This window comes from Microbacterium sp. B19(2022) (assembly GCF_012030385.1).
Taxonomy (GTDB): domain Bacteria; phylum Actinomycetota; class Actinomycetes; order Actinomycetales; family Microbacteriaceae; genus Microbacterium; species Microbacterium oxydans_B.
Genome location: NZ_JAAUVO010000005.1, coordinates 163,949 through 185,934, shown reverse-complemented (window position 1 = coordinate 185,934; position 21,986 = coordinate 163,949). Strand labels below are relative to the sequence as shown.

The window sequence follows — 21,986 nt, the reverse complement described above, 5'->3', positions numbered from 1 at the left end:
TGTGATTTCCGCGCGGTATCGCGGCTGTAAGGTCCGTGGGGCCGTGTCGGGGCGACAGGAGTTGAACCTGCGACCTCCCGCTCCCAAAGCGGGCGCTCTACCAAGCTGAGCTACGCCCCGGGGAATCCGCACGCAGATTCAGCCCCACCGAGTCTAACGGACAAGAGCACTCCCGACTGTCCGGTATGATCGATGAGTCCGGAGATACGACTCCGGCCCGACCCCGAGATTCCGCGGGGATTCGGGGCTGTAGCTTAGTGGTAAAGCCTTAGTCTTCCAAACTAATGATGCGGGTTCGATTCCCGTCAGCCCCTCCGGATCAGAAGGCCCTCATCGAATACGGTGGGGGCCTTCTCGCATGCTCGGCGGTCGGTCCAATACGCTGACAGCACCGACCACGCAGTCTCCGACCGGAAGGCACCATCGAATGGGCACGACGTGACCGCCCCGCTTCGGCCCGACCTGGAGACTTCGACGCCTTCGACACGCGGCCCCCACGAGCTGCCGGTGCGCTTCTCCTCGAGTCCATACGCGACCGCGAAGCCCCGTGCTCGCCGTCGCCCGCGTCGGGGGCTCGTCATCGGCGTTCTCGGGGGCGCCGCGGTGATCGCCGCCCTCGGCATCACCCAGCTGACCGCGAACCTCGGCTACGACGCTGCCGCGGACCGATTCGCCGACACACTGCGAACCGCGACGGCGGTCACGTCGGAGACCGCTCACACCCGAGACGTGCTCGCCCGGGCGACCGATGCCGGTCACGTGATCCGAGACGCCGGCAGCGCACCGATCGCCGTGCCGGAGGACATCGTCTCGGCGCTGTCGACCGCCATCGCCGAGGGCGAAGAAGTCGGAGCTGCCGCGGAGAAGCTTCTCGCCACCGCATTGCCGTCCCCCGGGACGAAGCCGATCTGGTTCTGGGAGCTGTTCGGAGCCTCTTCGGAGCTCGTCGAGGACGAGAGCTCGCTCGACGACCTGGTGCAGGACCTCGAAACCGCGTCCGAGAGCGCCGTCGAGGCCGAGGATGCCGTCCAGGAGAGCGGCCTGGCCGTGCTCTCCTCCGCCGGCGAGTCAGCCGCGGCTTTCGAGGCCGCACATCCCTCAGCCCGCAACGATGCCGTGATCGCGCTCCGCAACGCCGCTGCGGATGCGCTCGCAGCGACCACCATCGACGACGACGCGGCGACGACCTATGTCGCACTGCAGGACGCCGGCGCGCAGGTCGTCGCGACGGAGTCCGAAGAAATGGCGGAGAAGTCGGGGCCGTTGCGAGGTGCTCGCCTGGAGATCGAGGCCTTCGCCCGCTCCCTTGCCCCCGGCGTGCTCCTCGAGTTCGACTGGTCCCCCGTGGTCAACGGCGCGGGTTACAACGGCAGCATGGGCGGGTACACCACGTGGTGGTGGGACGACCCCGGCCGCGCCCACATCGAGCTGTCGGACTCCGTCGCCGAGCAGTGGCCGGCGGAGCGGAGCAAGGCACTCGTCGCGCACGAGGTGGGTCACGCGATCAGCGTGAAGTGCGAGGACATGTACGACGCGTCGACGCAGGACAGCATCGAGAAGTGGGCCACCGCGTGGGCCATCAGTATGGGATACACCGACGATGCCAACGGGGTCTGGGCCTACGGATACCCGCCCCAGGAGTACGTCGACGCCGCCGCAGGCTGCCGCTGAGCCACGAAGCAGACCCGGGAACGGAAGAAGCCGCCGTGATCGCTCACGGCGGCTTCTTCGATGTCAGCTCGAAGTCACTGTCCCCGACGCTCGCGCAGCTGCGTGAGTGCGTCGTCGAGAAGCTGGACGGCTTCCTCGTCGGTGCGACGCTCCTTCACATACGCGAGGTGCGTCTTGTACGGCTCCGGCTTCGCGAGAGCAGGAGGGTTCTCCTTGTCGCGCCCGGCCGGGAGACCCGACTGCGGGTGGTCGATCGTCTCGGGGATCTCTTCTTCGGGAAGTCCCGCGGCGAAGTAGCGCACGGTCTCGTTGCCGAGCCCGTCCCAGTACGAGACGGCGATGCGGTCGGCGTGATAGCCGTGATCCTGTTCGCCCATCGGGCCGGAACCCACACGGGTGCCGCGGATGGCGTTTCCACCGGTAGCCATCAGATGACCTCGAATTTCGTGATGAGGCCCAGCGCGACGATGGCGACGAACCATGTCAGTGCCAGGACGACGGTGAAGCGGTTCAGGTTCCGCTCCGCAAGACCGGAGGAGCCGACCGCAGAGGTCATGCCTCCACCGAACATGTCGGACAGTCCACCGCCCCGACCTTTGTGCAGAAGGATGAGGAGGGTCAGCAGAACGCTGGTGATGCCCAGCACGACCTGCAGGACGAACTCGAGAATTGCCACGAGAAAGAGCCTTTCGCTGGGGCCGGAACGCCCCCGTAACGGTCAAGTATACGGTGCAGCGGGGCCGCAGCCCCGCTGCACTCACACTCCGACGTGCTTCTCGAAGCGGATGATCGCTGCGAACTCGTCCACGACGAGGCTCGCCCCGCCGACCAGTGCGCCGTCCACGTCGGGCTCACGCATGAAGCTGGCGATGTTCGCCGCCTTCACGGAGCCGCCGTAGAGGATGCGCGTGCGCGCGGCGGCCTCGTCGCCCAGAACCTTCGCGACGACCGCACGCAGAGCGGCGCAGACATCCTGCGCCTGCTGCGGCGTCGCGGCCTGGCCGGAGCCGATCGCCCACACGGGCTCGTACGCCACGACGATGTCCGCCTTCGGGGACACGCCCTGAAGCGCGGCCTCGAGCTGGGACACCGGAACGGCGCTGGCACCGAACTTCTCGAGGTCACCCGCGGTCTCGCCGACGCAGATCACCGGCACGAGACCGTGCTTGAGCGATGCCTGCACCTTGGCCGCCACGACATCGTCGCCCTCGGCGTGGTACTCACGACGCTCCGAGTGGCCGATGATGACGTACTTCGCGTCGAGCTTCGCCAGGAAAGCCCCGGAGACCTCGCCGGTGTACGCACCGGAGTCGTGTGCCGACACGTCCTGTGCACCGAGCGCGAACGGGATCTTGTCCGCGTCGATGAGCGTCTGCACGCTGCGGATGTCGGTGAATGGCGGGAAGACCGCCACCTCGACGGATCCGTCTTCGTGCTTGGCATCCTTCAACGTCCAGTGCAGCTTCTGCACGAACGCGACCGCCTGCAGGTGGTCGAGATTCATCTTCCAGTTTCCCGCGATCAGCGGGGTACGGGAGTTCACGCCCATCCGAGGACCTCCAGCCCAGGTAGTTTCTTGCCCTCGAGGAATTCGAGGCTCGCGCCGCCGCCGGTCGAGATGTGACCGAACTGGTCGTCGCTGAATCCGAGCTGACGCACAGCCGCGGCGGAATCGCCGCCGCCGACGACACTGAGGCCGTCGACCTCGGTGAGCGCCTGAGCCACGGTCTTCGTGCCGGCCGCGAACGCCGGGAACTCGAACACGCCCATCGGGCCGTTCCAGAACACGGTCTTCGACTCGCGGATGACCTCGCCGAAGTGCGCGGCCGTCTCCGGACCGATGTCGAGCCCGATGCCGGAGGCACCGAACGGCGTCGACTCGATCGCGTCTGCGGCGACGACTTCGTGCGCGGCGTCCGCACCGAACGATGCGGCGACGACGACATCGGTGGGGAGTACGAGCTCCACACCGCGTTCGGCCGCTTCCGCGATGTATCCGCGGACCGTCTCGAGCTGATCCTCTTCCAGCAGGCTCGAAGCCACAGCGTGACCCTGCGCCTTCAGGAAGGTGAAGAGCATTCCGCCACCGACGAGAATCTTGTCGACGCGCGGCAGCAGGTGCGAGATGACGCCGAGCTTGTCGCTGACCTTCGACCCGCCGAGCACGACCGCGTACGGGCGCTCGGGATTCTCGGTCAGGCGGTCGAGCACGTCGAGCTCGGCCGCGATCAGCAGACCGGCCGCAGACGGGAGCAGTTCGGCGAGCTCGTAGACGCTCGCCTGCTTGCGATGCACGACTCCGAACCCGTCGGAGACGAGCACGTCGCCGAGCTTGGCGAGCTCAGCCGCGAAGGCTCCGCGCGCGGCGTCGTCCTTCGCGGTCTCGCCCGGGTTGAACCGCAGGTTCTCGATGACGACGACCCCGCCGTCGTCGAGCGATGCCACGGCCTCCTTCGCCGACTCGCCGACCGTGTCGCGTGCGAACGCGACCGGAGCGCCGAGCAGCTCGGACAGCCGCTGAGCAACCGGCTCCAAGCTGTACTGCGGGTCGGGCGCGCCATCCGGCCGCCCGAGGTGAGAGCACACGACGACGCGGGCGCCCGCGTTGATGAGTGCGTTGAGGGTCGGCAGCGAGGCGCGGACACGGCCATCGTCCGTGATGATCCCGTCCCGGAGCGGGACGTTGAGATCACAACGGACGATGACGCGCTTGCCCTCGAGCGACCCCAGTGTGTCCAGGGTGCGCAGAGTCATGTTTCTGAGCTTAGAGGCGCTCGGCCACGTACTCGGTCAGGTCGACGAGACGGTTGGAGTAGCCCCACTCGTTGTCGTACCAGCTCGAGACCTTGATCAGGTTGCCGCTCACGTTGGTGAGCGTCGAGTCGAAGATCGAGGAGTGCGGGTTGTGCACGATGTCGCTCGAGACGATCGGGTCCTCGTTGTACTGGAGGTAGCCGGCGAGGCGACCATCGGCAGCAGCCTTCTTGTACGCCTCGTTGACCTCGTCGACCGTGAGGTTCTCGCGGTCGGTGATGAGGGTGAGGTCGACGATCGAGCCGGTGGGAACCGGAACGCGGTACGACGAGCCGCTCAGCTTGCCCTGGAGCTCCGGGAGCACCTCGCCGATGGCCTTGGCGGCTCCGGTCGAAGCAGGGGTGATGTTGATCGCGGCAGCGCGGGCACGACGGAGGTCGCTGTGCGGGCCGTCCTGCAGGTTCTGGTCGGCGGTGTACGCGTGCGCGGTCATCATGAAGCCGCGGTCGATGCCGAACGCGTCGTTGAAGACCTGTGCCAGCGGCGCGAGGCAGTTCGTGGTGCAGGACGCGTTGGAGATGATGTGATCCGTCTCCGGGTTGTACGTGTCCTCGTTCACGCCCATGACGAACGTGCCGTCGACACCGGTTCCCGGAGCCGAGATGAGGACCTTCTTCGCGCCGGCCTCGATGTGCTTCTTGGCGAGCTCGGCCTTGGTGAAGAAGCCGGTCGACTCGATGACGATGTCGACACCCAGCTCGCCCCAGGGGAGGCCTGCGGGGTCGCGCTCGGCGAAGGCCTTGATGACCTTGCCGTTGACCGTGATGCTCTCGTCGTCGTAGCTGATGTCGGCGTCGAGGACGCCGCCCACCGAGTCGTACTTCAGCAGGTGCGCCAGGGTCTTGTTGTCGGTGAGGTCGTTGACGGCGACGATCTCAAGGTCCGCTCCCTGCGCGAGAGCCGCGCGGAAGTAGTTGCGTCCGATGCGGCCGAAGCCGTTGATACCGATCTTGACAGACACTCAGGTCTCCCTGTTTCTCGTGCGCTGCACACAGCTTTCCAGCATGAGTGAAGCGCGGGGTTTTTTGGCTGAGAGGGCGTCCCGACGAGCCGGAGCCCGTCGGGACGCGACCCGATTACGACAGTACCAGCAGGCCGTTCGTCTGCTTGCGGGCGACGTCGAGGCGCTGGGCGACGTTCTCCCAGTTCGCGATGTTCCACGCGGCCTTGACGTAGTCGGCCTTGACGTTGAGGTAGTCGAGGTAGAACGCGTGCTCCCACATGTCGAGCTGGAAGAGCGGGATCGTGCCCTGCGCCGTGTTCGACTGCTGGTCGAACAGCTGCTGGATGATCAGGCGCGAGCCGATCGAGTCCCAGCTGAGCACGGCCCAGCCGGAGCCCTGGATGCCGGTCGCCGCTGCAGTGAAGTGCGCCTGGAACTTCTCGAACGAGCCGAAGTACTCGTCGATGGCCGCCTTCAGCTCGCCCTCGGGCTGGCCTCCGCCGTTCGGCGAGAGGTTCGTCCAGAAGATCGAGTGGTTGACGTGGCCGCCGAGGTTGAAGGCGAGGTCCTTCTCGAGCTTGTTGACGTTCGCGAGGTTGCCGCTCTCGCGGGCCTCGGCGAGCTGGTCGAGCGCGGTGTTCGCGCCCGCGACGTAGGTCGCGTGGTGCTTGTCATGGTGCAGTTCCATGATCTTGCCGCTGATGTGCGGCTCGAGGGCTGCGAAGTCGTAGGGAAGGTCGGGGAGCGTGTAGGTCGCCATATCGCTTTCATCCAATCCGCGCCGCGCCGCGGCGCTTGCCGATCCTCCGCGCCGCCGATGTGCGGCGTAGAGCGGACAACTTTCATCCTACTGACGACAACGCGGGTGCGCCCCGGAACCTTCCGCCATATGACGGTTCGGACCGATCGCGGTCGGATCAGACGTTCAGCCCCAGGTGCGGGATGCCGAGAGCGAATGGGCTGAGCGCGAGCTTGCGACGGTCGACGTACATCAGGGAGTCCTGTCGCAGTGCCGCCGGAGTCGGCGCCCCCGTGGCCACGATCTGCTCCAGGAGGGCGTCCGCCGCGGTCGACGCGTTCGGGGTGGTGGCGGGGAACGAGATCCGCTCTGCGAGCGCCTTTCCGCCCACCGGCATCACATGGATGTTTCCCGCTCCCGCCTTGAACGCGATGGTCAGCGAGGTCTTGCGACGCGCCGCCCACCGTTCGGCCCTGGCGAGGGCGTCATGCGCCGGGTCGGCATACCAGACGTGCAGTTGCGCCTCCGACCGCCCATCCCCCAGCGCCGCCGTCGCCTCGTACAGCGAGACGAGCGTCTGGGTCAGGACGGGAGCCAGGGCATCGAAGTCCTCGACGGACCGCTCCCCCGGCAGATAGCTCCCGTTCGGGAGGAGGGCGATGTCATCCGCGCGCCACCGGTAGGGAAGAGCGGAGTCGGGCAGCGACTCGAAGTTCCGATACTCCTCGTCGGCCGCCGCATCCGCCTGCTCGACGAGGATGTGCGCGCCGCCGCTGCCCGAGGGACGCACGGTAACGAGCCGCGCACCGTCGTACCAGCGGACAAAAGGCCCCTCGGCGATCGTGGGAGCGACGCCGAGCACGATGACCGCATCGCGGATCGCCTCCGCGAACGGCGTCCCGACCGTCGCCTCACCGAATTCTGCGCTACGCCAGTCGAAGACACTCATACGGCGAGTCTCTCAGACGTCGAGTCCCACGGGCACGGCGGCCTCGGTACCCGGAATGCCCTCCTGCTGAGCGCGCTTGTCGGCCATCGCCAGCAGACGGCGGATGCGTCCGGCAACGGCATCCTTCGTCAGCGGCGGGTCGGCGTGATGGCCGAGCTCGTCGAGGCTGGCGTCCCGGTGAGCCAGACGCAGCTCTCCGGCGACCTTCAGATGATCGGGCACCTCGTCGGCCAGGATCTCGAGCGCGCGCTCCACACGGGCACAAGCGGCGACAGCAGCCTGCGCCGAACGGCGCAGGTTCGCGTCGTCGAAGTTCACGAGGCGGTTGACCCCGGCCCGGACCTCGCGGCGCTGACGGAGTTCTTCCCACGCGATGGCGGTCTTCTGCGCGCCCATCTCGTTGAGGATGGTGCGGATCGCCTCACCTTCGCGCACGACGACGCGCGGCATGCCGCGGACCTCGCGCGCCTTGGCGGCCACGCCGAGCCGGTGCGCTGCACCGACGAGAGCCATCGCCGCTTCCGACGACGGGCAGACGACCTCGAGCATGGCCGAACGGCCCGGCTCGCTCAGCGTGCCCGCGGCGAGGAACGCGCCACGCCACAGGCCGGCGACCTCGGCCCGAGAGCCGGTCGTGAGGCGGTTCGGGAGCCCCCGCACGGGGCGCCGCCGCTGGTCGAGGAGCCCCGTCTGACGGGCGAGCGTCTCGCCCTGGGCGATCACCCGCACGGCCCACCGGGCACCATCGTTCGCGGTGCTCGACTGCACCTGCGCGATCTCGGGACGCACGCCATAGATCTCGGCGAGGTCACGTGCGACGCGGCGCGCGAGCGTCTCGGCGTCCACCTCGGCCTCCACGGCCACACGGCCGGCGATGGAATGCAGACCACCGGCGAACCGGAGGATCGCGGTGACTTCCGCAACTCGCACCGTCGGGGGTGCATTGCGGATGCTGACCAGCTCGGCCTTGACGTCGGTGGTTAGTGCCACGACACTCCTTCACGTTCACGCGCCGGGTCGCGGCGCAAACGTCCAGCTTACTCGGCCGGGCGGACCGCTATTCTCGGCCGAGGTCCCGGTGGCGGACGTTGACGGCGACGCCGGGGATCGCGGACAGCCTGCGCGCGAGCTCCTCCGACATCGCGACCGAACGGTGTTTTCCGCCCGTGCAGCCGATCGCGATCGTGGAGTGGCTCTTGTTCTCGCGCTGATACCCCTCGAGGACAGGCACGAGGGCCGTCGAGTAGGCGTCCAGGAACTCCATCGCACCCGGCCGCGAGAGGACGTACTCACGGACCGTCTCGTCCTGGCCGGTCAGGCCGCGGAGTTCTTCGTTCCAGAACGGGTTGGGCAGGAATCTCATGTCGGCGACGATGTCGACGTCGGTCGGCAGGCCGTACTTGAATCCGAAGCTGAGGAGCGTCACTCGGTGACGCGCCGCGCCTTCCTCCGAGAAGATGTCCGAGACCTGTGTCGCCAGTTGATGGATGTTGAGTCTCGAGGTGTCGATGACCAAGTCCGCTGCCTCGCGGATCGGTGCGAGCCGGGTGCGCTCGATGCGGATCCCGTCGAGGAGAGTCCCATCCCCCTGGAGCGGATGCGGTCGCCGGACGGACTCGAAGCGCCGCACGAGGACGTCGTCCGAGGCGTCGAGGAACAGGACACGGACGGAACCGCGAGACCGGAGAGCGCGCGCGACACCGGGGAAATCATCGAAGAGGTTGCGTCCTCGGACATCGACCACGGCGGCGACCTTGGGAAGCGCATTGCCGCCCATATCGGTCAGATCCAGCAGCGGCCGGAGGATCTGGGGCGGGAGATTGTCGACGACGTACCAGCCGAGATCCTCCAGCGCATTCGCCACCGTGGTCCGGCCCGCGCCGGACATTCCCGTGACGATGAGGAACTCGCCCTTTTCCTCGTCAGACATTGCTCAGTGCTCCCTCTCCCCCTCGGCTACCAGCCTAGCGAGTGGACAGGTGCGAATGGATGTTCTGGGCGAGCACGGGCCCGATTCCCTGCACTTCTTCGATCTGTCCCGGTTCGGCGGCGCGGAGTGCCGTCACCGAGCCGAAGTGCTTGAGAAGGACCTTGATGCGCGATGCCCCGAGCCCCGGCACCTCGGCGAGCACGGACGAGATGTCGTTGCGCCGTCGCTTGCGCTGGTGCGTGATCGCGAAGCGGTGCGCTTCATCACGAAGACGCTGCAGCAGATAGAGCGCCTCGCTGGTGCGCGGCAGGATCACCGGGAAGTCGTCACCGGGGAGCCAGACCTCCTCCAGGCGCTTCGCGATGCCGCACACCGCGATCTCCGGGTGCCCGGCATCGCGGAGGGCACGGGCCGCCGCTTCCACCTGTGGTTGTCCGCCGTCGACGAGCAGCAGCTGCGGCGGGTAGGCGAACCGTGGCTTGCGGCGCACCGTCGCCTCACCCAGATCTTCTGCGACGACCGCCTCGGTCGTCGGATCGATGACCTCCGGTTCCTCGGGACGATCGAGGTAGGCGAGCCGACGACGAAGCACCTGGTACATGGAGTCGGTGTCATCCGTCGTCTCGGCGATGTTGAACGAGCGGTACTGGTCCTTGCGAGGAAGACCGTCTTCGAACACCACCATCGACGCCACGACGTTCGTGCCGCCGAGATGCGAGATGTCGAAGCATTCGATGCGCAGCGGGGCCTCGGACATCCCGAGCGCCTCCTGCAGGTCTGTGAGGGCCTGTGTGCGGGCGACGTAGTCGCTCGTGCGACGGGTCTTGTAGCGGATCAGCGCCTGCTGCGCGTTCAGCGTCGCGGTGCGCATGAGGTCGGCCCGCTGGCCGCGCTGCGCGACCGCGATCTCGACCTTCTTGCCACGACGCTCGCGCAGCCACACCTCGAGCTCGGCAGCGTCGTCGGGCAGTGTCGGGACCAGGATGCGGCGAGGGACGTCCTGCGCCTCGCCGTACGCCTGCTGCAGGACCTGTTCGACGAGATCGCCACTCGAGATGTCGATCTCCTTCTCGATGGTCAGCGCACGCACACCGCGCACCCGGCCGCCGCGGATCACGAAGTGCTGCACCGCCGCCGCCAGCTCGTCCTCGGCGATCCCGAAGAGATCGGCATCCTCGTCGGAGGGGAGCACGAGTGCGCTCTTACCCAGCACCGCTTCGATCGCCGTGAGCTTGTCCCGGTACTTCGCCGCCGCCTCGTAGTCCATCGCCGCCGAAGCAGCCAGCATCCGTTTGGTGAGCTCGCGGGTGAAGCGCTCATCACCGCCGGCCATGAATGCCACGAAGTCATCGACCATGGCCCGGTGCTCCTCGATGCTCACCGTCATCGAGCAGGGGCCACCGCACTTGCCGATCTGCCCCGGGAAACAGGGCCTGCCGGTCTGCATCGCACGTTTGTAGCTGGAGTCGCTGCAGGTGCGGATCGGGAACGCCTTGATCATCAGATCGATGGTCTCGTGCACCGCCCACACCTTCGGGAACGGACCGAAGTACCGCGCACCGGGGATCTTGCGATTGCGCGTGACGATCACCCTGGGCGCTTCGTCGGCGAGCGTCACCGCCATGAAGGGATACGACTTGTCGTCCTTGTAGCGCACGTTGAACGGCGGATCGAACTCCTTGATCCACATGTATTCCAGCTGCAGCGAGTCGACGTCCGTCGACACGACCGTCCACTCGACGGATGCCGCCGTCGTGACCATGCGCCGGGTGCGCTCGTGGAGCGTCCGCAGCGGGGCGAAGTAGTTCGACAGGCGCTGACGCAGGTTCTTCGCCTTGCCGACATACAGCACCCGGCCGGACGCATCACGGAAGCGATACACGCCGGGATCGGTCGGTATCTCCCCCGGCCGCGGCTTGTACGGCAGCACGTCGGCCATCAGCTGGCCTTCCGCGCGGAGCGCCCCTCACCCAGGATCTCGCCGAGGAACAGGCCGGTGTGGCTCGCCTCGACGCGTGCGATCTGCTCCGGGGTGCCCGTGGCGACGATCTGGCCACCGCCGGAACCGCCCTCGGGGCCGAGATCGATCACCCAGTCGGCCGACTTGATCACATCGAGGTTGTGCTCGATGACGATCACGGTGTTGCCCTTGTCGACCAGTCCGTTCAGCACCTCGAGGAGCTTGCGGACATCTTCGAAGTGCAGACCCGTCGTCGGCTCGTCGAGCACGTAGATGCTGCGTCCGTTGCTGCGGCGCTGGAGCTCGGTGGCGAGCTTGACGCGCTGCGCCTCCCCACCCGAGAGCGTCGTCGCCGACTGTCCGAGTCGGACGTAGCCGAGCCCCACGTCGACGAGCGTCTTCATGTATCGGTGGATGGCCTGGATCGGCTCGAAGAACTCCGCCGCCTCTTCGATAGGCATCTCGAGCACCTCGGCGATGTTCTTGCCCTTGTAGTGCACGGCCAGCGTGTCGCGGTTGTACCGCTTGCCGTGGCAGACCTCGCAGTCGACGTACACGTCGGGCAGGAAGTTCATCTCGATCTTGATCGTGCCGTCACCGGAGCACGCCTCGCAGCGGCCACCCTTGACGTTGAAACTGAAGCGGCCGGGCTGATAGCCGCGGACCTTCGCCTCCGGCGTCTCGCTGAAGAGTGTGCGGATGCGATCGAACACGCCCGTGTACGTGGCGGGGTTCGACCGCGGGGTGCGGCCGATCGGTGCCTGGTCGACGTGGACGACCTTGTCGAGGTTGTCGAGTCCGGTCACGCGCGTGTGCTTGCCGGGGACCGTGCGAGCACCGTTCAGCCGCGACGCGAGCACCTGGTACAGGATGTCGTTCACGAGCGAGGACTTGCCGGAGCCGCTGACACCGGTGACGGCCGTGAGCACACCCAGCGGGAAGTCGGCTGTGACGTTGCGGAGGTTGTTGGCCCGAGCGCCCACGACGCTCAGCATCCGCTTCTTGTCGATCTTGCGGCGCTTCGTCGGCATGGGGATCTCACGGCGACCCGAGAGGTACTCCCCCGTCATCGAGTCGCTGTCCTCGAGCAGTGCCGAATACGGACCCGAGTGCACCACCTCGCCGCCGTTGACGCCGGCGCCGGGACCGATGTCGACCACCCAGTCGGCCGCTTCGATCGTCTCCTCGTCGTGCTCGACGACGATGAGCGTGTTGCCGAGGTCGCGCAGCTTCAGCAGGGTGTCGATGAGGCGTCGGTTGTCACGCTGGTGGAGTCCGATCGACGGCTCGTCGAGCACGTAGAGCACCCCGGTGAGGCCGGAGCCGATCTGCGTCGCCAGGCGGATGCGCTGCGCCTCTCCACCGGACAGGGATCCGGCCGAGCGGCTGAGGTTGAGGTAGGAGAGTCCGACCTGGAGCAGGAAGTCGAGACGCAGACGGATCTCGCGCAGCACCTGAGCGGCGATCTTCGCCTCACGGTCGGTGAGGGTGAGGGTCTCCATGAACCCGCGGGCGTCGGCGAGGCTGAGGTGCGAGACCTCGGCGATGGAGTGACCGTGCACCTGTACGGCGAGCACCTCGGGCTTGAGGCGGTTGCCGTCGCAGACCGGGCACGGCACTTCGCGGAGGTACTCGCCCCACCGGCTGCGCTGGTTGTCGGACTCCGCCTGCAGGTACTGCCGCTCGATGTAGGGGACGACGCCCTCGAAGCCGGAGGCGTAGCGCATCTCGCGTCCGTAGCGGTTCTTCCACTTGACGGTCACCTTGTAGTTCTCGCCGCGCAGGATCGCGTTCTGCACATCGGAGTGCAGCTTGCGCCACGGGGTGTCCAGCGAGAAGTCCAGATCGCGCGAGAGTCCCTCGAGCAGGCGCTCGTAGTACTGGAAGAGGCCCTTGCCCTGGGTGGTCCAGGGGATGATGACGCCCTCACGGATCGAGAGATCTTCGTCGCCCAGCATCAGGTCGACGTCGACCGACATGCGGGTGCCGAGCCCGGAGCAAGCCGGGCACGCACCGAACGGCGCGTTGAACGAGAACGTGCGGGGCTCGATCTCGGTGAGCGTGAGCGCGTGCCCGTTCGGGCAAGCGAGTTTCTCGGAGAACGTCTGCCACGCGTCGTCGCCCTCGCCGTCGACGTAGTTGATCTGCACCACTCCGCCGGCGAGACCGAGCGCGGTCTCGACCGAATCGGTCACGCGGCCGAGGATGTCATCAGACGCCACGAGGCGGTCGACGACCACCGCGATGTCGTGCTTGTAGCTCTTCTTGAGCGTCGGCGGCTCGGCGAGTTGGACGAGATCTCCGTCGACGATGGCACGCGAGTAGCCCTTCGCACCCAGTTCGCGGAACAGGTCGACGAACTCACCCTTCTTCTGAGAGACGATCGGTGCGACGACCTGGTATCGGGTGCGCTCCGGAAGCTCCATGAGCTGATCGGCGATCTGCTGCACCGTCTGACGCTGGATGCGCTCCCCGCATTCGGGACAGTGCGGGATGCCGATGCGCGCCCAGAGCAGGCGCATGTAGTCGTAGATCTCGGTGATGGTGCCGACGGTCGACCGCGGGTTGCGGTTGGTCGACTTCTGGTCGATGGAGACGGCCGGGCTGAGGCCCTCGATGAAGTCGACGTCGGGGCGGTCGACCTGCCCGAGGAACTGGCGCGCGTACGCGCTCAGCGATTCGACGTAGCGACGCTGCCCTTCGGCGAAGATCGTGTCGAACGCGAGACTCGACTTGCCCGACCCGGACAAGCCGGTGAACACGACCAGTGAGTCGCGCGGGATGTCGATGTCGACGTTCTTGAGATTGTGGACGCGGGCACCGCGGACACTGAGTTTTCCTGAGGAAGCAACGGGGACGATGGGCACCGAACAAGTCTACGAGGGACCACGGACATCGGCTCCGACTCCGGCTTCCACGACGGCATCTCCCCCGCCTGGGGCCGTGTGCGCCGGCTCCGCATCCGCCCGCTTCGAAGCCCGCAGCGCGAGCAGTACGCCCACGACCAGGGCCGCGGCGGCGACCGGCGCGAGCCATGCCGTTCCTCGGTCGACACCGCCCGGAGCGAGCAGCCACATCGCGAAGACCAGCGGCTGCGAGAGGAGCTGCACGACGAGGAACCGCAGGAGAGTCGGCCCCAGCACCCGCAGAGCGAGGCGCGACCGCAACGGCACGACCAGGCTGAGCGCGGCGAGGACGTGGATGGCGTGCACGAGCAGGAGCGCAAGAGCCGTCCGGCCGGGAGACGGCTCCGTGAGGATCACGCCGAACGGGAGGCATGCCGCAGCCGCCCACGCCGTGAGCGTGCGAGGGATGACGACGGCAACCAGGGCCGCGACCACCGCGATCCCCTGCCAGAGGGGGAACGGGACCAGCACCACCGCGCCGACCGAGACGACGCCGAGGAGGAGCAGCCGGATCGTGATCCCGGGTACGGCACCCGGCACCCGGATCCGCCGGATCGTACGACTCATCGTCGCACCGCCCTCATCCGCTGCTGGCGCAGGGCCGCCAAACGCATCGCGGCATCGACATCCGGGGCCGCCCACGACACCACCTCGATACCCGCATGGCGCAGCTCGGTCAGGATGTCGGTCCGTTCCGCGAGAACGGTGCGCAACGCGATGTGCTGCTCCCGCGTGAGGCGTGATGCGTCCGGCGTCGGGAGCACATCCACCGCGACGACGGCGTGGCCGGCCGCCCGCCATCGGGTCGCCAGCTGGGCAGCCACCCCGTCGAAGAAGGTCGAGAGCACGTACACGATGGAGCCGGACGGAACGACGGGCGAACGGCGATAGGGCGAGCCATCGGTGCTCGGACCGGTCGCGGCGATGACGTCGCGCATCCGGGCCAGGTGTCGCGCTCCTCCGCCCGAGGGGATGCTCCGTCCCCCGCTCGACAGCGCGTGGTAGGCGATCCTGTCGCCCGCACCGACGGCCGTGGTCGCGATCGACAGCGCCGCTTCTCGGGCGAGGTCCAACGAGGTCACGCCGGACCGGTCGGGGTCGGCGGCGCCCCAGCCCGCGACCACAGCGCCGAGATCCTCTGCCGTATCCACCGCGATGACGACCGACGAGTCGCTCAGGGTGTTGTTCCGGCGCACGAGGAGCTCACCGGGCCGCCGGGCAGCCCGGGCGGTGGCACGCCAGTCGACGCGGCGCAGCTCATCACCCGGCGCGAACGGATGGATGTCGCGGAAGCCGCCGCCCTGGCCCGGGCGCCCGCCCTCATGAGCGCCGTGAAGACCGGTGAGCCGCGGCGCCACGGGGAGTCCGCCGATGTGGCGCACGCGCGGCGGCGTGTTCCATCGGATCCCCACGGGCGGAGCCTCGTCCGTGATCCACGCACCGTCCAGCGCCACGCACCGGGCCGTCACGCTCAACAGATCCACCGGACCGGAGTGCTGAAGGCGGGTTCTCGTGGTGACCACGCATCGACCGACGCCGACGTCTGCGAGTCGCTGCGGGCCCTTGTCCTGTGCGACGGCGAGCTGCACCCAATCCGCATCGACGTGGACGTCGACCTCGCCCCGTGCCTCCGCCTGCTCACCGTCCGCACCGGCCTGCGCGCGCAGTTCGACGCGCAGCTCGGCCGCGGTAGGTCGGCGCACCAGCATCCAGGCCGTCGTCAGCGCAAGAGGCAGACCGATGCCGACGATGTCGGGCCGCGAGAACGCGAGCCCTGCCGCGACGAGCAGCGCCGCTCCGGCCACGCCGATGGCGACGACGGGGGTCCGCTGCCACCGGAGCGTCGTGTGTTCCGTGACGCGGATCGGATCGGTCATCGCACCGCGGATACGGTCGGTGGCACCGACGTCTTCGCGACGACCGCCGCGACGACCGATCGGGGATCCACGCCCTGCGCCCAGGCCTGCGGGGTGAGGGTGAGGCGGTGCGCGAGCACGGGTTCCGCGATGCGCTTGATGTCGTCCGGCCGCACATACGCCCGCCCGTCCAGCGCGGCGAGAGCGCGTCCAAGCAGCACCAGGGACTGCGAGCCGCGCGGAGAGGCACCCACCGAGACGTTCGCCACCTCACGCGTGGCGCGGACCAGCTCGACGCAGTAGCGGGCGACGTCCGCGTCGACGTGGATCCGTTCCACCGCTCGCTGGATCGCCCGCAGGCCCTCGCCGTCGACGACCGGCTCGACGGAGACGTCGGGCGACTGCCGTCGCACGCGGTCCAGGATGATGCGGGTCTCGTCGTCGACGTCCGGATAGCCGACCGAGAGCCGCACCATGAAGCGGTCGAGCTGGGCCTCGGGAAGCGCGTAGGTTCCCTCGTACTCGATCGGGTTCGACGTGGCGATGACATGGAACGGCTGGGGCAGCGGGAACCTGTTCCCCTCGACGGTGACCTGGTGCTCCGCCATCGCCTCGAGCATCGCCGACTGGGTCTTGGGGGTGGTGCGGTTGATCTCGTCCGCCAGCAGCAGCCCGGTGAAGATGGGCCCCGGCCGGAACTCGAAGTCGCCTGTCGCCGGTGCATAGACGTATGACCCGGTGACGTCTCCGGGGAGCATGTCGGGTGTGCACTGCAAGCGCCGGAAGTCCAGACCCAGCGCAGAGGCCAGGCTCCGCGCTGCGAGTGTCTTGCCGAGCCCGGGGACGTCTTCGAACAGCACGTGACCACCGGCGAAGATCGCGGCCAGGGCGATCGTGAGCGGCTCGTCCATGCCGACGACGGCGGCGCCGACGCTCTCCCGCACTCGGTGTCCGAGAGTAGCGATCCGGGTGACGTCATCCGTGTTCATCGGTTCTCCTCCATGCCGGCTTTCGCGGCGGTCGGGTGGTCTGCGTTCGCGGAGGCCTCGGTCGTGATGCCCTCGACCGCGTCGAGCACCTTTTCGAGATCGGCGGCCTGAACCTCGCGCTTGTGGAGCGCGTCACGGACTCCCGGCCCGAGAAGCGCATCGATCGTCGCGTGCTGACCGGGATCATCGAGGTCGAGCCCCCGATGGGCCAGTCGACGATGCAGCACGTTCTGCACTCGACGAACGACCACGTGCCCGGCGACGCCGGTCCGCGAGTTGATCGACCAGGCGAGCCGAGACACTTCGGAGCCGCGCTCCGCACCTCGGCGTTGCTCCGGAGGCCAGAGGGAGCTTTCGTCGAAGAAGACCTGACGGCTCACGAGCGCGATCGTCAGCACGATCAGCAGCCAGGAGGCGGCGAACAGCAACGGCACGCCGAGTGCGCCGAGCAGCACGAGGACGACGGCCGCCACGACCGCCCCGAGCGCCAGGAGAATCAGCCGCGCCTTCATCGCCACCCCTCCTGGATGCCGCGCAGACAGGCCGCTGCCGCGGCGCGATCGCGCTCGTCCGCGACGAGACCGCCGAAACGGACCTGCTCGTATAGTCGGAGCAGCCCGACGACGTCGGCGGCTATCCCCGCACGTCGGCCGATGATCCGGACGGTGAACTCGGAAGGCGTCTCGTGAGGGGCGCGGCCGGCGCCGGCATCCGTCGCCGATTCCTCGAGACCGACCCACGCGGCGACGATGCTGTCGCCCGGTGCCGGGTCGACGTCGATCGTCCGCAGTGCTTCGTCGATCCCTCTTCGGATGACCGCTGCGTCAGGCTCGGCATCCACCCCGGCGACAGCCGCGCTCGACGCATCGATGTCGGCGGCCGCGCGCCGCGCGAGCGGTCGATCCCGCCAGAGACCGCGCACGTAGCGGACCAGCATCCTCACCCCGAAGAACAGCAGCGTCAACACCGCGATCGCGACGAGTGTGGCCATCACGGCGCCGATCACCTTGAGCAGGGGCGATTCCTCAGTCTGCTCCATCGGTCCGGGCGTCGACTCGGCAGGCGCGGGCTCACTGGTCGCTTCATTGACGATCTCCGCACCGTTGCCGGACAGCGGTCGGAACTGCGGAAGACCCTGGTGTGCAGCGACGAACATGAGGACCGCGAAGACGCCCGCGACCGTGATCAGAGACAGCAAGACACGGACCGCGCGAGAGCCGCCGACGCGCCTGTCCCCGGAAACCGGGGCTTCGGGGCGCGACATGCCTCCACCCTAGGGCGCGACTCCCGATGAATCCGTCGTCGGTCGCGCGAGTCGTGGGCGGCATCGCTCGGGTTCAGCCGAGATCCGGACGCCGCCCGGCGAATGGACCGAGGCCGTCGCGGAGCGCAGCGATCTCATCGATGCCCATGCCGACCGCCGCCATGACCTGGTGCGGAACATCCACGGCGCGCTCGCGCAGTGCCACGCCTGTCGCTGTCAGGGTGATCTCCAGTCGTCGCTCGTCCTCGCTGCTTCGCTGTCGCGCCACGAGTCCGTCTGCTTCGAGCCGCTTGACCAGGGGCGACGCGGTCGCAGGCTCCAACGCGAGATCCAGAGCGAGATCGTTCAGCGTGCGCGGCGCCCTCTCCCACAGGGCGAGCATCACGAGGTACTGCGGGTGCGTAAGTCCCAGTGGCTCGAGGATCGGGCGGTAGAGGGCGACGACGTTGCGTGCCGCGGTCACCAGGGCGAAGCACAGCTGGTTCTCCAGCTTGAGCAGGTCGTCGTCAGCCGTCACATGGACGACTATACATCTGCACTAATCATTAGTACACTAAGCAACATGGCACAGGACTCCGACCGCCCGCCCCTTCGCACCCGCATCCGCGAGGCAGGTGGCCTCTACTCCTGGGTGAACACGAACCTCATCCGGCTCGCCGGTCCTGCCTCCGTCGGCCCGTACGAGAAGACTCCTCCGCCGAGTGCCGCCGAACGCGCCGAACGCGCGTGCCCGCTGTGCGGTGCCCCGATGACCCAGCACGAGATCGATCGGTCGGGCCCCAAGCCGCTGATGCACTGCCCATAGGTCAGTCCGAGCCGGACGTATCGGTCGCCGAGCCGGTCGACTCGCGCGCGACATCGAGCCAGAACATCAGTTCGCTGTCGTCTTCGATGGCCTCAGGCGAGACGTCGAGCCATCCGGAACCCATCGTGCGCGAGCCCATGACCGCCCGCGCGACACCCGCGCGAGTCACGAGCGCCGCTCCGTTCTCGTCGTCGACGCGCACCAGGAGGACGCCGCCCGGACGCGCACCGAGAAGAATGCGACCGTCGTCGAGGAATGCCCGGGTTCCGAACATCCGCCGCTCCTCGATCTCGATGTCGGCGCTCAGCAGCGCCCTGATCCGATCGGCCAGCTCGTCCCCCGCAGCATCCATGGTCCGCGCGTCGCCTTACGCGTGCCCCGCGCGTTCCATCGCCCGGAGTTCCTTCTTGAGGTCCTGCACCTCGTCGCGCAGGCGTCCGGCGAGCTCGAACTTGAGCTCCGCCGCCGCCGCGAGCATCTGGTCGGACAGATCCTGGATCGTGGCTTCGAGCTGCAGCGCTCCCTCGGCCGCGATGCCGGTGCGGCGCAGGTTGGGCGTCGGCGACTTGCCCTTGCCCGATGCGCGACCACGGGCCGACATCAGCTCTGCCGTGTCGGCGCCTTCGCGGGCGAGTACGTCGGTGATGTCGGCGATGCGCTTGCGGAGGGGCTGCGGGTCGATGCCGTGTTCCTTGTTGTACGCGACCTGCTTCTCGCGTCGACGATCCGTCTCGTCGATCGCCTTCGCCATCGAGTCGGTCATCTTGTCGGCATACATGTGCACTTCGCCCGAGACGTTTCGCGCGGCGCGACCGATGGTCTGGATGAGCGACGTCCCCGACCGCAGGAATCCCTCTTTGTCGGCATCCAGGATCGCCACGAGCGAGACCTCCGGAAGATCGAGGCCTTCACGCAGCAGGTTGATGCCGACCAGCACGTCGTACACGCCGGCACGCAGCTCGCTGAGAAGCTCGACACGACGCAGGGTGTCGACGTCGGAGTGCAAGTACCGCACGCGCACACCATGCTCACCGAGGAAGTCGGTCAGCTCTTCGGCCATCTTCTTCGTGAGAGTCGTGACGAGAATGCGCTCGTCCCGCTCGACGCGGACGCGGATCTCCTCGAGCAGGTCGTCGATCTGACCCTTCGACGGCTTGACCACGATGTGCGGGTCGACCAGACCGGTCGGGCGGATGATCTGCTCGACGATGCCGTCGGCGATCCCCATCTCATACTTGCCCGGCGTGGCCGACAGGTAGACGGTCTGCCCGATCCTGTTCTTGAACTCGTCCCATCGCAGCGGGCGGTTGTCCATCGCGCTCGGGAGCCGGAAACCGTGGTCGACGAGGGTGCGCTTGCGGGACGCGTCTCCCTCGTACATCGCGCCGATCTGCGGCACGGTGACGTGCGACTCGTCGATCACCATGAGGAAGTCGTCGGGGAAGAAGTCGAGCAGCGTGTGCGGCGGCTCCCCCGGCATGCGCCCGTCCATGTGACGTGAGTAGTTCTCGATCCCCGAGCAGAAGCCCAACTGCTGCAGCATCTCGAGGTCGAAGGTGGTGCGCATGCGCAGACGCTGCGCTTCGAGGAGCTTGCCCTGCCGCTCGAACTCGGCCAGGCGCTCTTCCAACTCGTGCTCGATCGTGCCGATCGAACGCTGGATCACGTCGGTACCGGCGACGTAGTGAGACGCCGGGAAGATGGGGACGGCGTCGAGCTTCTCGATGACCTCGCCCGTGAGCGGGTGGAGCGAGTACAGGGCCTCGATCTCGTCACCGAACAGCTCGATGCGGATGGCGTGCTCTTCGTAGACGGGGATGATCTCGATCGTGTCGCCACGTACCCGGAAGTTGCCCCGTGAGAAGTCGACGTCGTTGCGGTTGTACTGCATCGCGATGAATTGACGGATCAGCGCGTCGCGGTCGTATCGCTCCCCCACTTGCAGGGCCACCATGGCGCGCAGATACTCTTCGGGAGCACCGAGTCCGTAGATGCAGGACACGGTCGAGACCACGATCACGTCGCGACGACTCAGCAGCGAGTTGGTCGTGGAGTGCCGCAGCCGCTCGACCTCGGAGTTGATCGACGAGTCCTTCTCGATGAAGGTGTCTGTCTGCGGAACGTAGGCCTCAGGCTGGTAGTAGTCGTAATACGAGACGAAGTACTCGACGGCGTTGTTCGGCATGAGCTCGCGGAACTCGTTGGCCAGTTGGGCCGCGAGCGTCTTGTTGTGCGCGAGAACGAGCGTCGGCCGCTGCACCTGCTCGACGAGCCAGGCGGTGGTCGCCGACTTTCCGGTACCCGTCGCCCCGAGCAGCACGACGTCGGTCTCGCCCGCGTTGATCCGCGCCGCCAGGTCGGCGATCGCCGCCGGCTGGTCGCCGGCGGGCGCGTACTCGCTGATGACCTCGAAGGGGCGGACACTGCGCGTAGGTTGCATACCTCCAGCGTATGCCGCCCCTCCGACATCGAGGCCGTCAGGCGAGGATGGGGCCGTCGATCTGAGCGTCCCCGGAGCGGAGCCCACGACGGTGGAGGTCAAGCACCTCGCCGAAGGTTACCGCTGCCGGAGCCGCCCCCAGAGCGCGTCGGTCTGCTCGTGCGTGCGCTCCAGGGTTCCTGCCGTGTCGATCACGACATCGGCGATGGCGAGCCGCCTCTCGTCGGAGACCTGGGCATCGATCCGCTCCTGCGCCGCCTTCTCCTCCATGCCACGCAGCTCGGTCAACCGTCGGAGCCGTTCCGACGCGGGGGCATGCGCGACGACGATCAGATCCCACGGATCGTCGACCCTCGCCTCGACGAGCAGCGGCACGTCGTACACGACCACGGCATCCGCGTCAGCCGCGAACGCCGCATCGAATCGGCGCTGCGACTCCGCTCGCACAGCCGGGTGCACGATGGCGTTCAGCTTCCCGAGGAGTTCGGGGTCTCCGAAGACCTTCGCACCCAGGGCTGCGCGGTCGAGCGCACCCTCGCCATCGATCATCGACGCCCCGAACGTCTCCGCTATCCGCTCCAGCACCGGCGAGCCCGGCGCCTGCACGTCGCGGACGATCTGGTCGGCGTCGACGATCACCGCTCCGTGCTCCGCCAGTCGCCGGGCGATGGTCGATTTCCCCGACGCGATGCCGCCGGTGAGCGCGATGAGTGGCATGTC

General features: G+C 67.7%; 22 protein-coding genes and 2 tRNA genes. 3 read left to right on the top strand and 21 right to left on the bottom strand.

The window, feature by feature from the left end:
- Positions 1-46: 46 nt before the first annotated feature.
- Positions 47-120: transfer RNA gene (locus tag HCX50_RS06350), tRNA-Pro, on the bottom strand.
- 123 nt (positions 121-243) lie between these two features.
- Between HCX50_RS06350 and HCX50_RS06345 the strand changes: the two genes are divergently transcribed.
- Both HCX50_RS06345 and HCX50_RS06340 read left to right on the top strand, forming a co-directional pair.
- Positions 244-314: transfer RNA gene (locus tag HCX50_RS06345), tRNA-Gly, on the top strand.
- A gap of 124 nt (positions 315-438) precedes the next feature.
- A complete protein-coding gene (locus HCX50_RS06340) occupies positions 439-1,671 on the top strand; it encodes a hypothetical protein (protein ID WP_140403383.1) in 1,233 nt (410 codons plus the stop codon).
- Positions 1,672-1,745: 74 nt separating this feature from the next.
- On the opposite strand, the gene HCX50_RS06335 is transcribed toward HCX50_RS06340, so the two are convergent.
- The 17 genes from HCX50_RS06335 to HCX50_RS06255 form a co-directional block, all read right to left on the bottom strand.
- Positions 1,746-2,099 carry an RNA polymerase-binding protein RbpA gene (locus HCX50_RS06335; protein WP_091037150.1) on the bottom strand — a complete coding sequence of 118 codons (354 nt, stop codon included), beginning with the start codon at positions 2,097-2,099 and terminating at the stop codon, positions 1,746-1,748.
- Complete coding sequence (secG, locus tag HCX50_RS06330; RefSeq protein ID WP_029261623.1) at positions 2,099-2,347, bottom strand: preprotein translocase subunit SecG; 249 nt, start codon at positions 2,345-2,347, stop codon at positions 2,099-2,101. The genes HCX50_RS06335 and secG overlap by 1 nt, the downstream gene beginning before the upstream one ends.
- Positions 2,348-2,428: 81 nt before the next feature.
- Entirely contained in the window at positions 2,429-3,220 is a 792-nt protein-coding gene (gene tpiA / locus HCX50_RS06325) for a triose-phosphate isomerase (protein WP_167633366.1), read from the bottom strand.
- On the bottom strand, positions 3,211-4,425 hold the full coding sequence (locus HCX50_RS06320; protein ID WP_167633365.1) for a phosphoglycerate kinase: 1,215 nt from the start codon (positions 4,423-4,425) through the stop codon (positions 3,211-3,213). The genes tpiA and HCX50_RS06320 overlap by 10 nt, the downstream gene beginning before the upstream one ends.
- A gap of 10 nt (positions 4,426-4,435) precedes the next feature.
- On the bottom strand, positions 4,436-5,446 hold the full coding sequence (gap, locus tag HCX50_RS06315) for a type I glyceraldehyde-3-phosphate dehydrogenase (RefSeq protein ID WP_091037157.1): 1,011 nt from the start codon (positions 5,444-5,446) through the stop codon (positions 4,436-4,438).
- A 115-nt stretch (positions 5,447-5,561) separates the two neighbouring features.
- Complete coding sequence (locus HCX50_RS06310) at positions 5,562-6,188, bottom strand: superoxide dismutase (protein WP_091037159.1); 627 nt, start codon at positions 6,186-6,188, stop codon at positions 5,562-5,564.
- A 157-nt stretch (positions 6,189-6,345) separates the two neighbouring features.
- Complete coding sequence (locus tag HCX50_RS06305) at positions 6,346-7,116, bottom strand: hypothetical protein (RefSeq protein WP_091037162.1); 771 nt, start codon at positions 7,114-7,116, stop codon at positions 6,346-6,348.
- 12 nt (positions 7,117-7,128) lie between these two features.
- Entirely contained in the window at positions 7,129-8,106 is a 978-nt protein-coding gene (gene whiA / locus HCX50_RS06300) for a DNA-binding protein WhiA (protein WP_017202788.1), read from the bottom strand.
- Positions 8,107-8,173: 67 nt separating this feature from the next.
- Positions 8,174-9,046, bottom strand: coding sequence for an RNase adapter RapZ (gene rapZ, locus HCX50_RS06295; RefSeq protein ID WP_091037165.1), 873 nt, complete (start codon positions 9,044-9,046; stop codon positions 8,174-8,176).
- A 34-nt stretch (positions 9,047-9,080) separates the two neighbouring features.
- Positions 9,081-10,985, bottom strand: coding sequence for an excinuclease ABC subunit UvrC (gene uvrC / locus HCX50_RS06290; RefSeq protein WP_167633364.1), 1,905 nt, complete (start codon positions 10,983-10,985; stop codon positions 9,081-9,083).
- A complete protein-coding gene (uvrA, locus tag HCX50_RS06285) occupies positions 10,985-13,873 on the bottom strand; it encodes an excinuclease ABC subunit UvrA (protein ID WP_167633363.1) in 2,889 nt (962 codons plus the stop codon). The genes uvrC and uvrA overlap by 1 nt, the downstream gene beginning before the upstream one ends.
- 9 nt (positions 13,874-13,882) lie before the next feature.
- Complete coding sequence (locus HCX50_RS06280) at positions 13,883-14,479, bottom strand: hypothetical protein (RefSeq protein WP_167633362.1); 597 nt, start codon at positions 14,477-14,479, stop codon at positions 13,883-13,885.
- Positions 14,476-15,789 (bottom strand): DUF58 domain-containing protein, encoded by a 1,314-nt coding sequence (locus tag HCX50_RS06275; protein ID WP_167633361.1) that lies wholly within the window; start codon positions 15,787-15,789, stop codon positions 14,476-14,478. Before HCX50_RS06275 ends, HCX50_RS06280 begins: the two co-directional genes overlap by 4 nt.
- Positions 15,786-16,757 (bottom strand): AAA family ATPase, encoded by a 972-nt coding sequence (locus tag HCX50_RS06270; protein WP_167633360.1) that lies wholly within the window; start codon positions 16,755-16,757, stop codon positions 15,786-15,788. The genes HCX50_RS06275 and HCX50_RS06270 overlap by 4 nt, the downstream gene beginning before the upstream one ends.
- Positions 16,754-17,269: a hypothetical protein gene (locus tag HCX50_RS06265; protein WP_205828841.1), complete on the bottom strand. Its 516-nt coding sequence runs from the start codon at positions 17,267-17,269 to the stop codon at positions 16,754-16,756. Before HCX50_RS06265 ends, HCX50_RS06270 begins: the two co-directional genes overlap by 4 nt.
- Positions 17,266-18,021, bottom strand: a complete 756-nt coding sequence (locus tag HCX50_RS06260; protein WP_167633359.1) for a DUF4129 domain-containing protein — start codon at positions 18,019-18,021, stop codon at positions 17,266-17,268. Before HCX50_RS06260 ends, HCX50_RS06265 begins: the two co-directional genes overlap by 4 nt.
- 73 nt (positions 18,022-18,094) lie before the next feature.
- The gene (locus tag HCX50_RS06255; protein ID WP_091037182.1) at positions 18,095-18,538 is read right to left on the bottom strand and encodes a MarR family winged helix-turn-helix transcriptional regulator; all 444 of its coding nucleotides are present in this window, start codon (positions 18,536-18,538) and stop codon (positions 18,095-18,097) included.
- Positions 18,539-18,583: 45 nt separating this feature from the next.
- Between HCX50_RS06255 and HCX50_RS06250 the strand changes: the two genes are divergently transcribed.
- Positions 18,584-18,826 (top strand): hypothetical protein, encoded by a 243-nt coding sequence (locus HCX50_RS06250; RefSeq protein WP_091037185.1) that lies wholly within the window; start codon positions 18,584-18,586, stop codon positions 18,824-18,826.
- A gap of 1 nt (position 18,827) precedes the next feature.
- On the opposite strand, the gene HCX50_RS06245 is transcribed toward HCX50_RS06250, so the two are convergent.
- The 3 genes from HCX50_RS06245 to coaE form a co-directional block, all read right to left on the bottom strand.
- A complete protein-coding gene (locus tag HCX50_RS06245; RefSeq protein ID WP_237682372.1) occupies positions 18,828-19,178 on the bottom strand; it encodes a TfoX/Sxy family protein in 351 nt (116 codons plus the stop codon).
- 15 nt (positions 19,179-19,193) lie between these two features.
- The gene (gene uvrB / locus HCX50_RS06240; RefSeq protein WP_091037186.1) at positions 19,194-21,266 is read right to left on the bottom strand and encodes an excinuclease ABC subunit UvrB; all 2,073 of its coding nucleotides are present in this window, start codon (positions 21,264-21,266) and stop codon (positions 19,194-19,196) included.
- A 117-nt stretch (positions 21,267-21,383) separates the two neighbouring features.
- Positions 21,384-21,983, bottom strand: coding sequence for a dephospho-CoA kinase (gene coaE, locus HCX50_RS06235; RefSeq protein WP_167633358.1), 600 nt, complete (start codon positions 21,981-21,983; stop codon positions 21,384-21,386).
- Positions 21,984-21,986 lie beyond the last annotated feature (3 nt).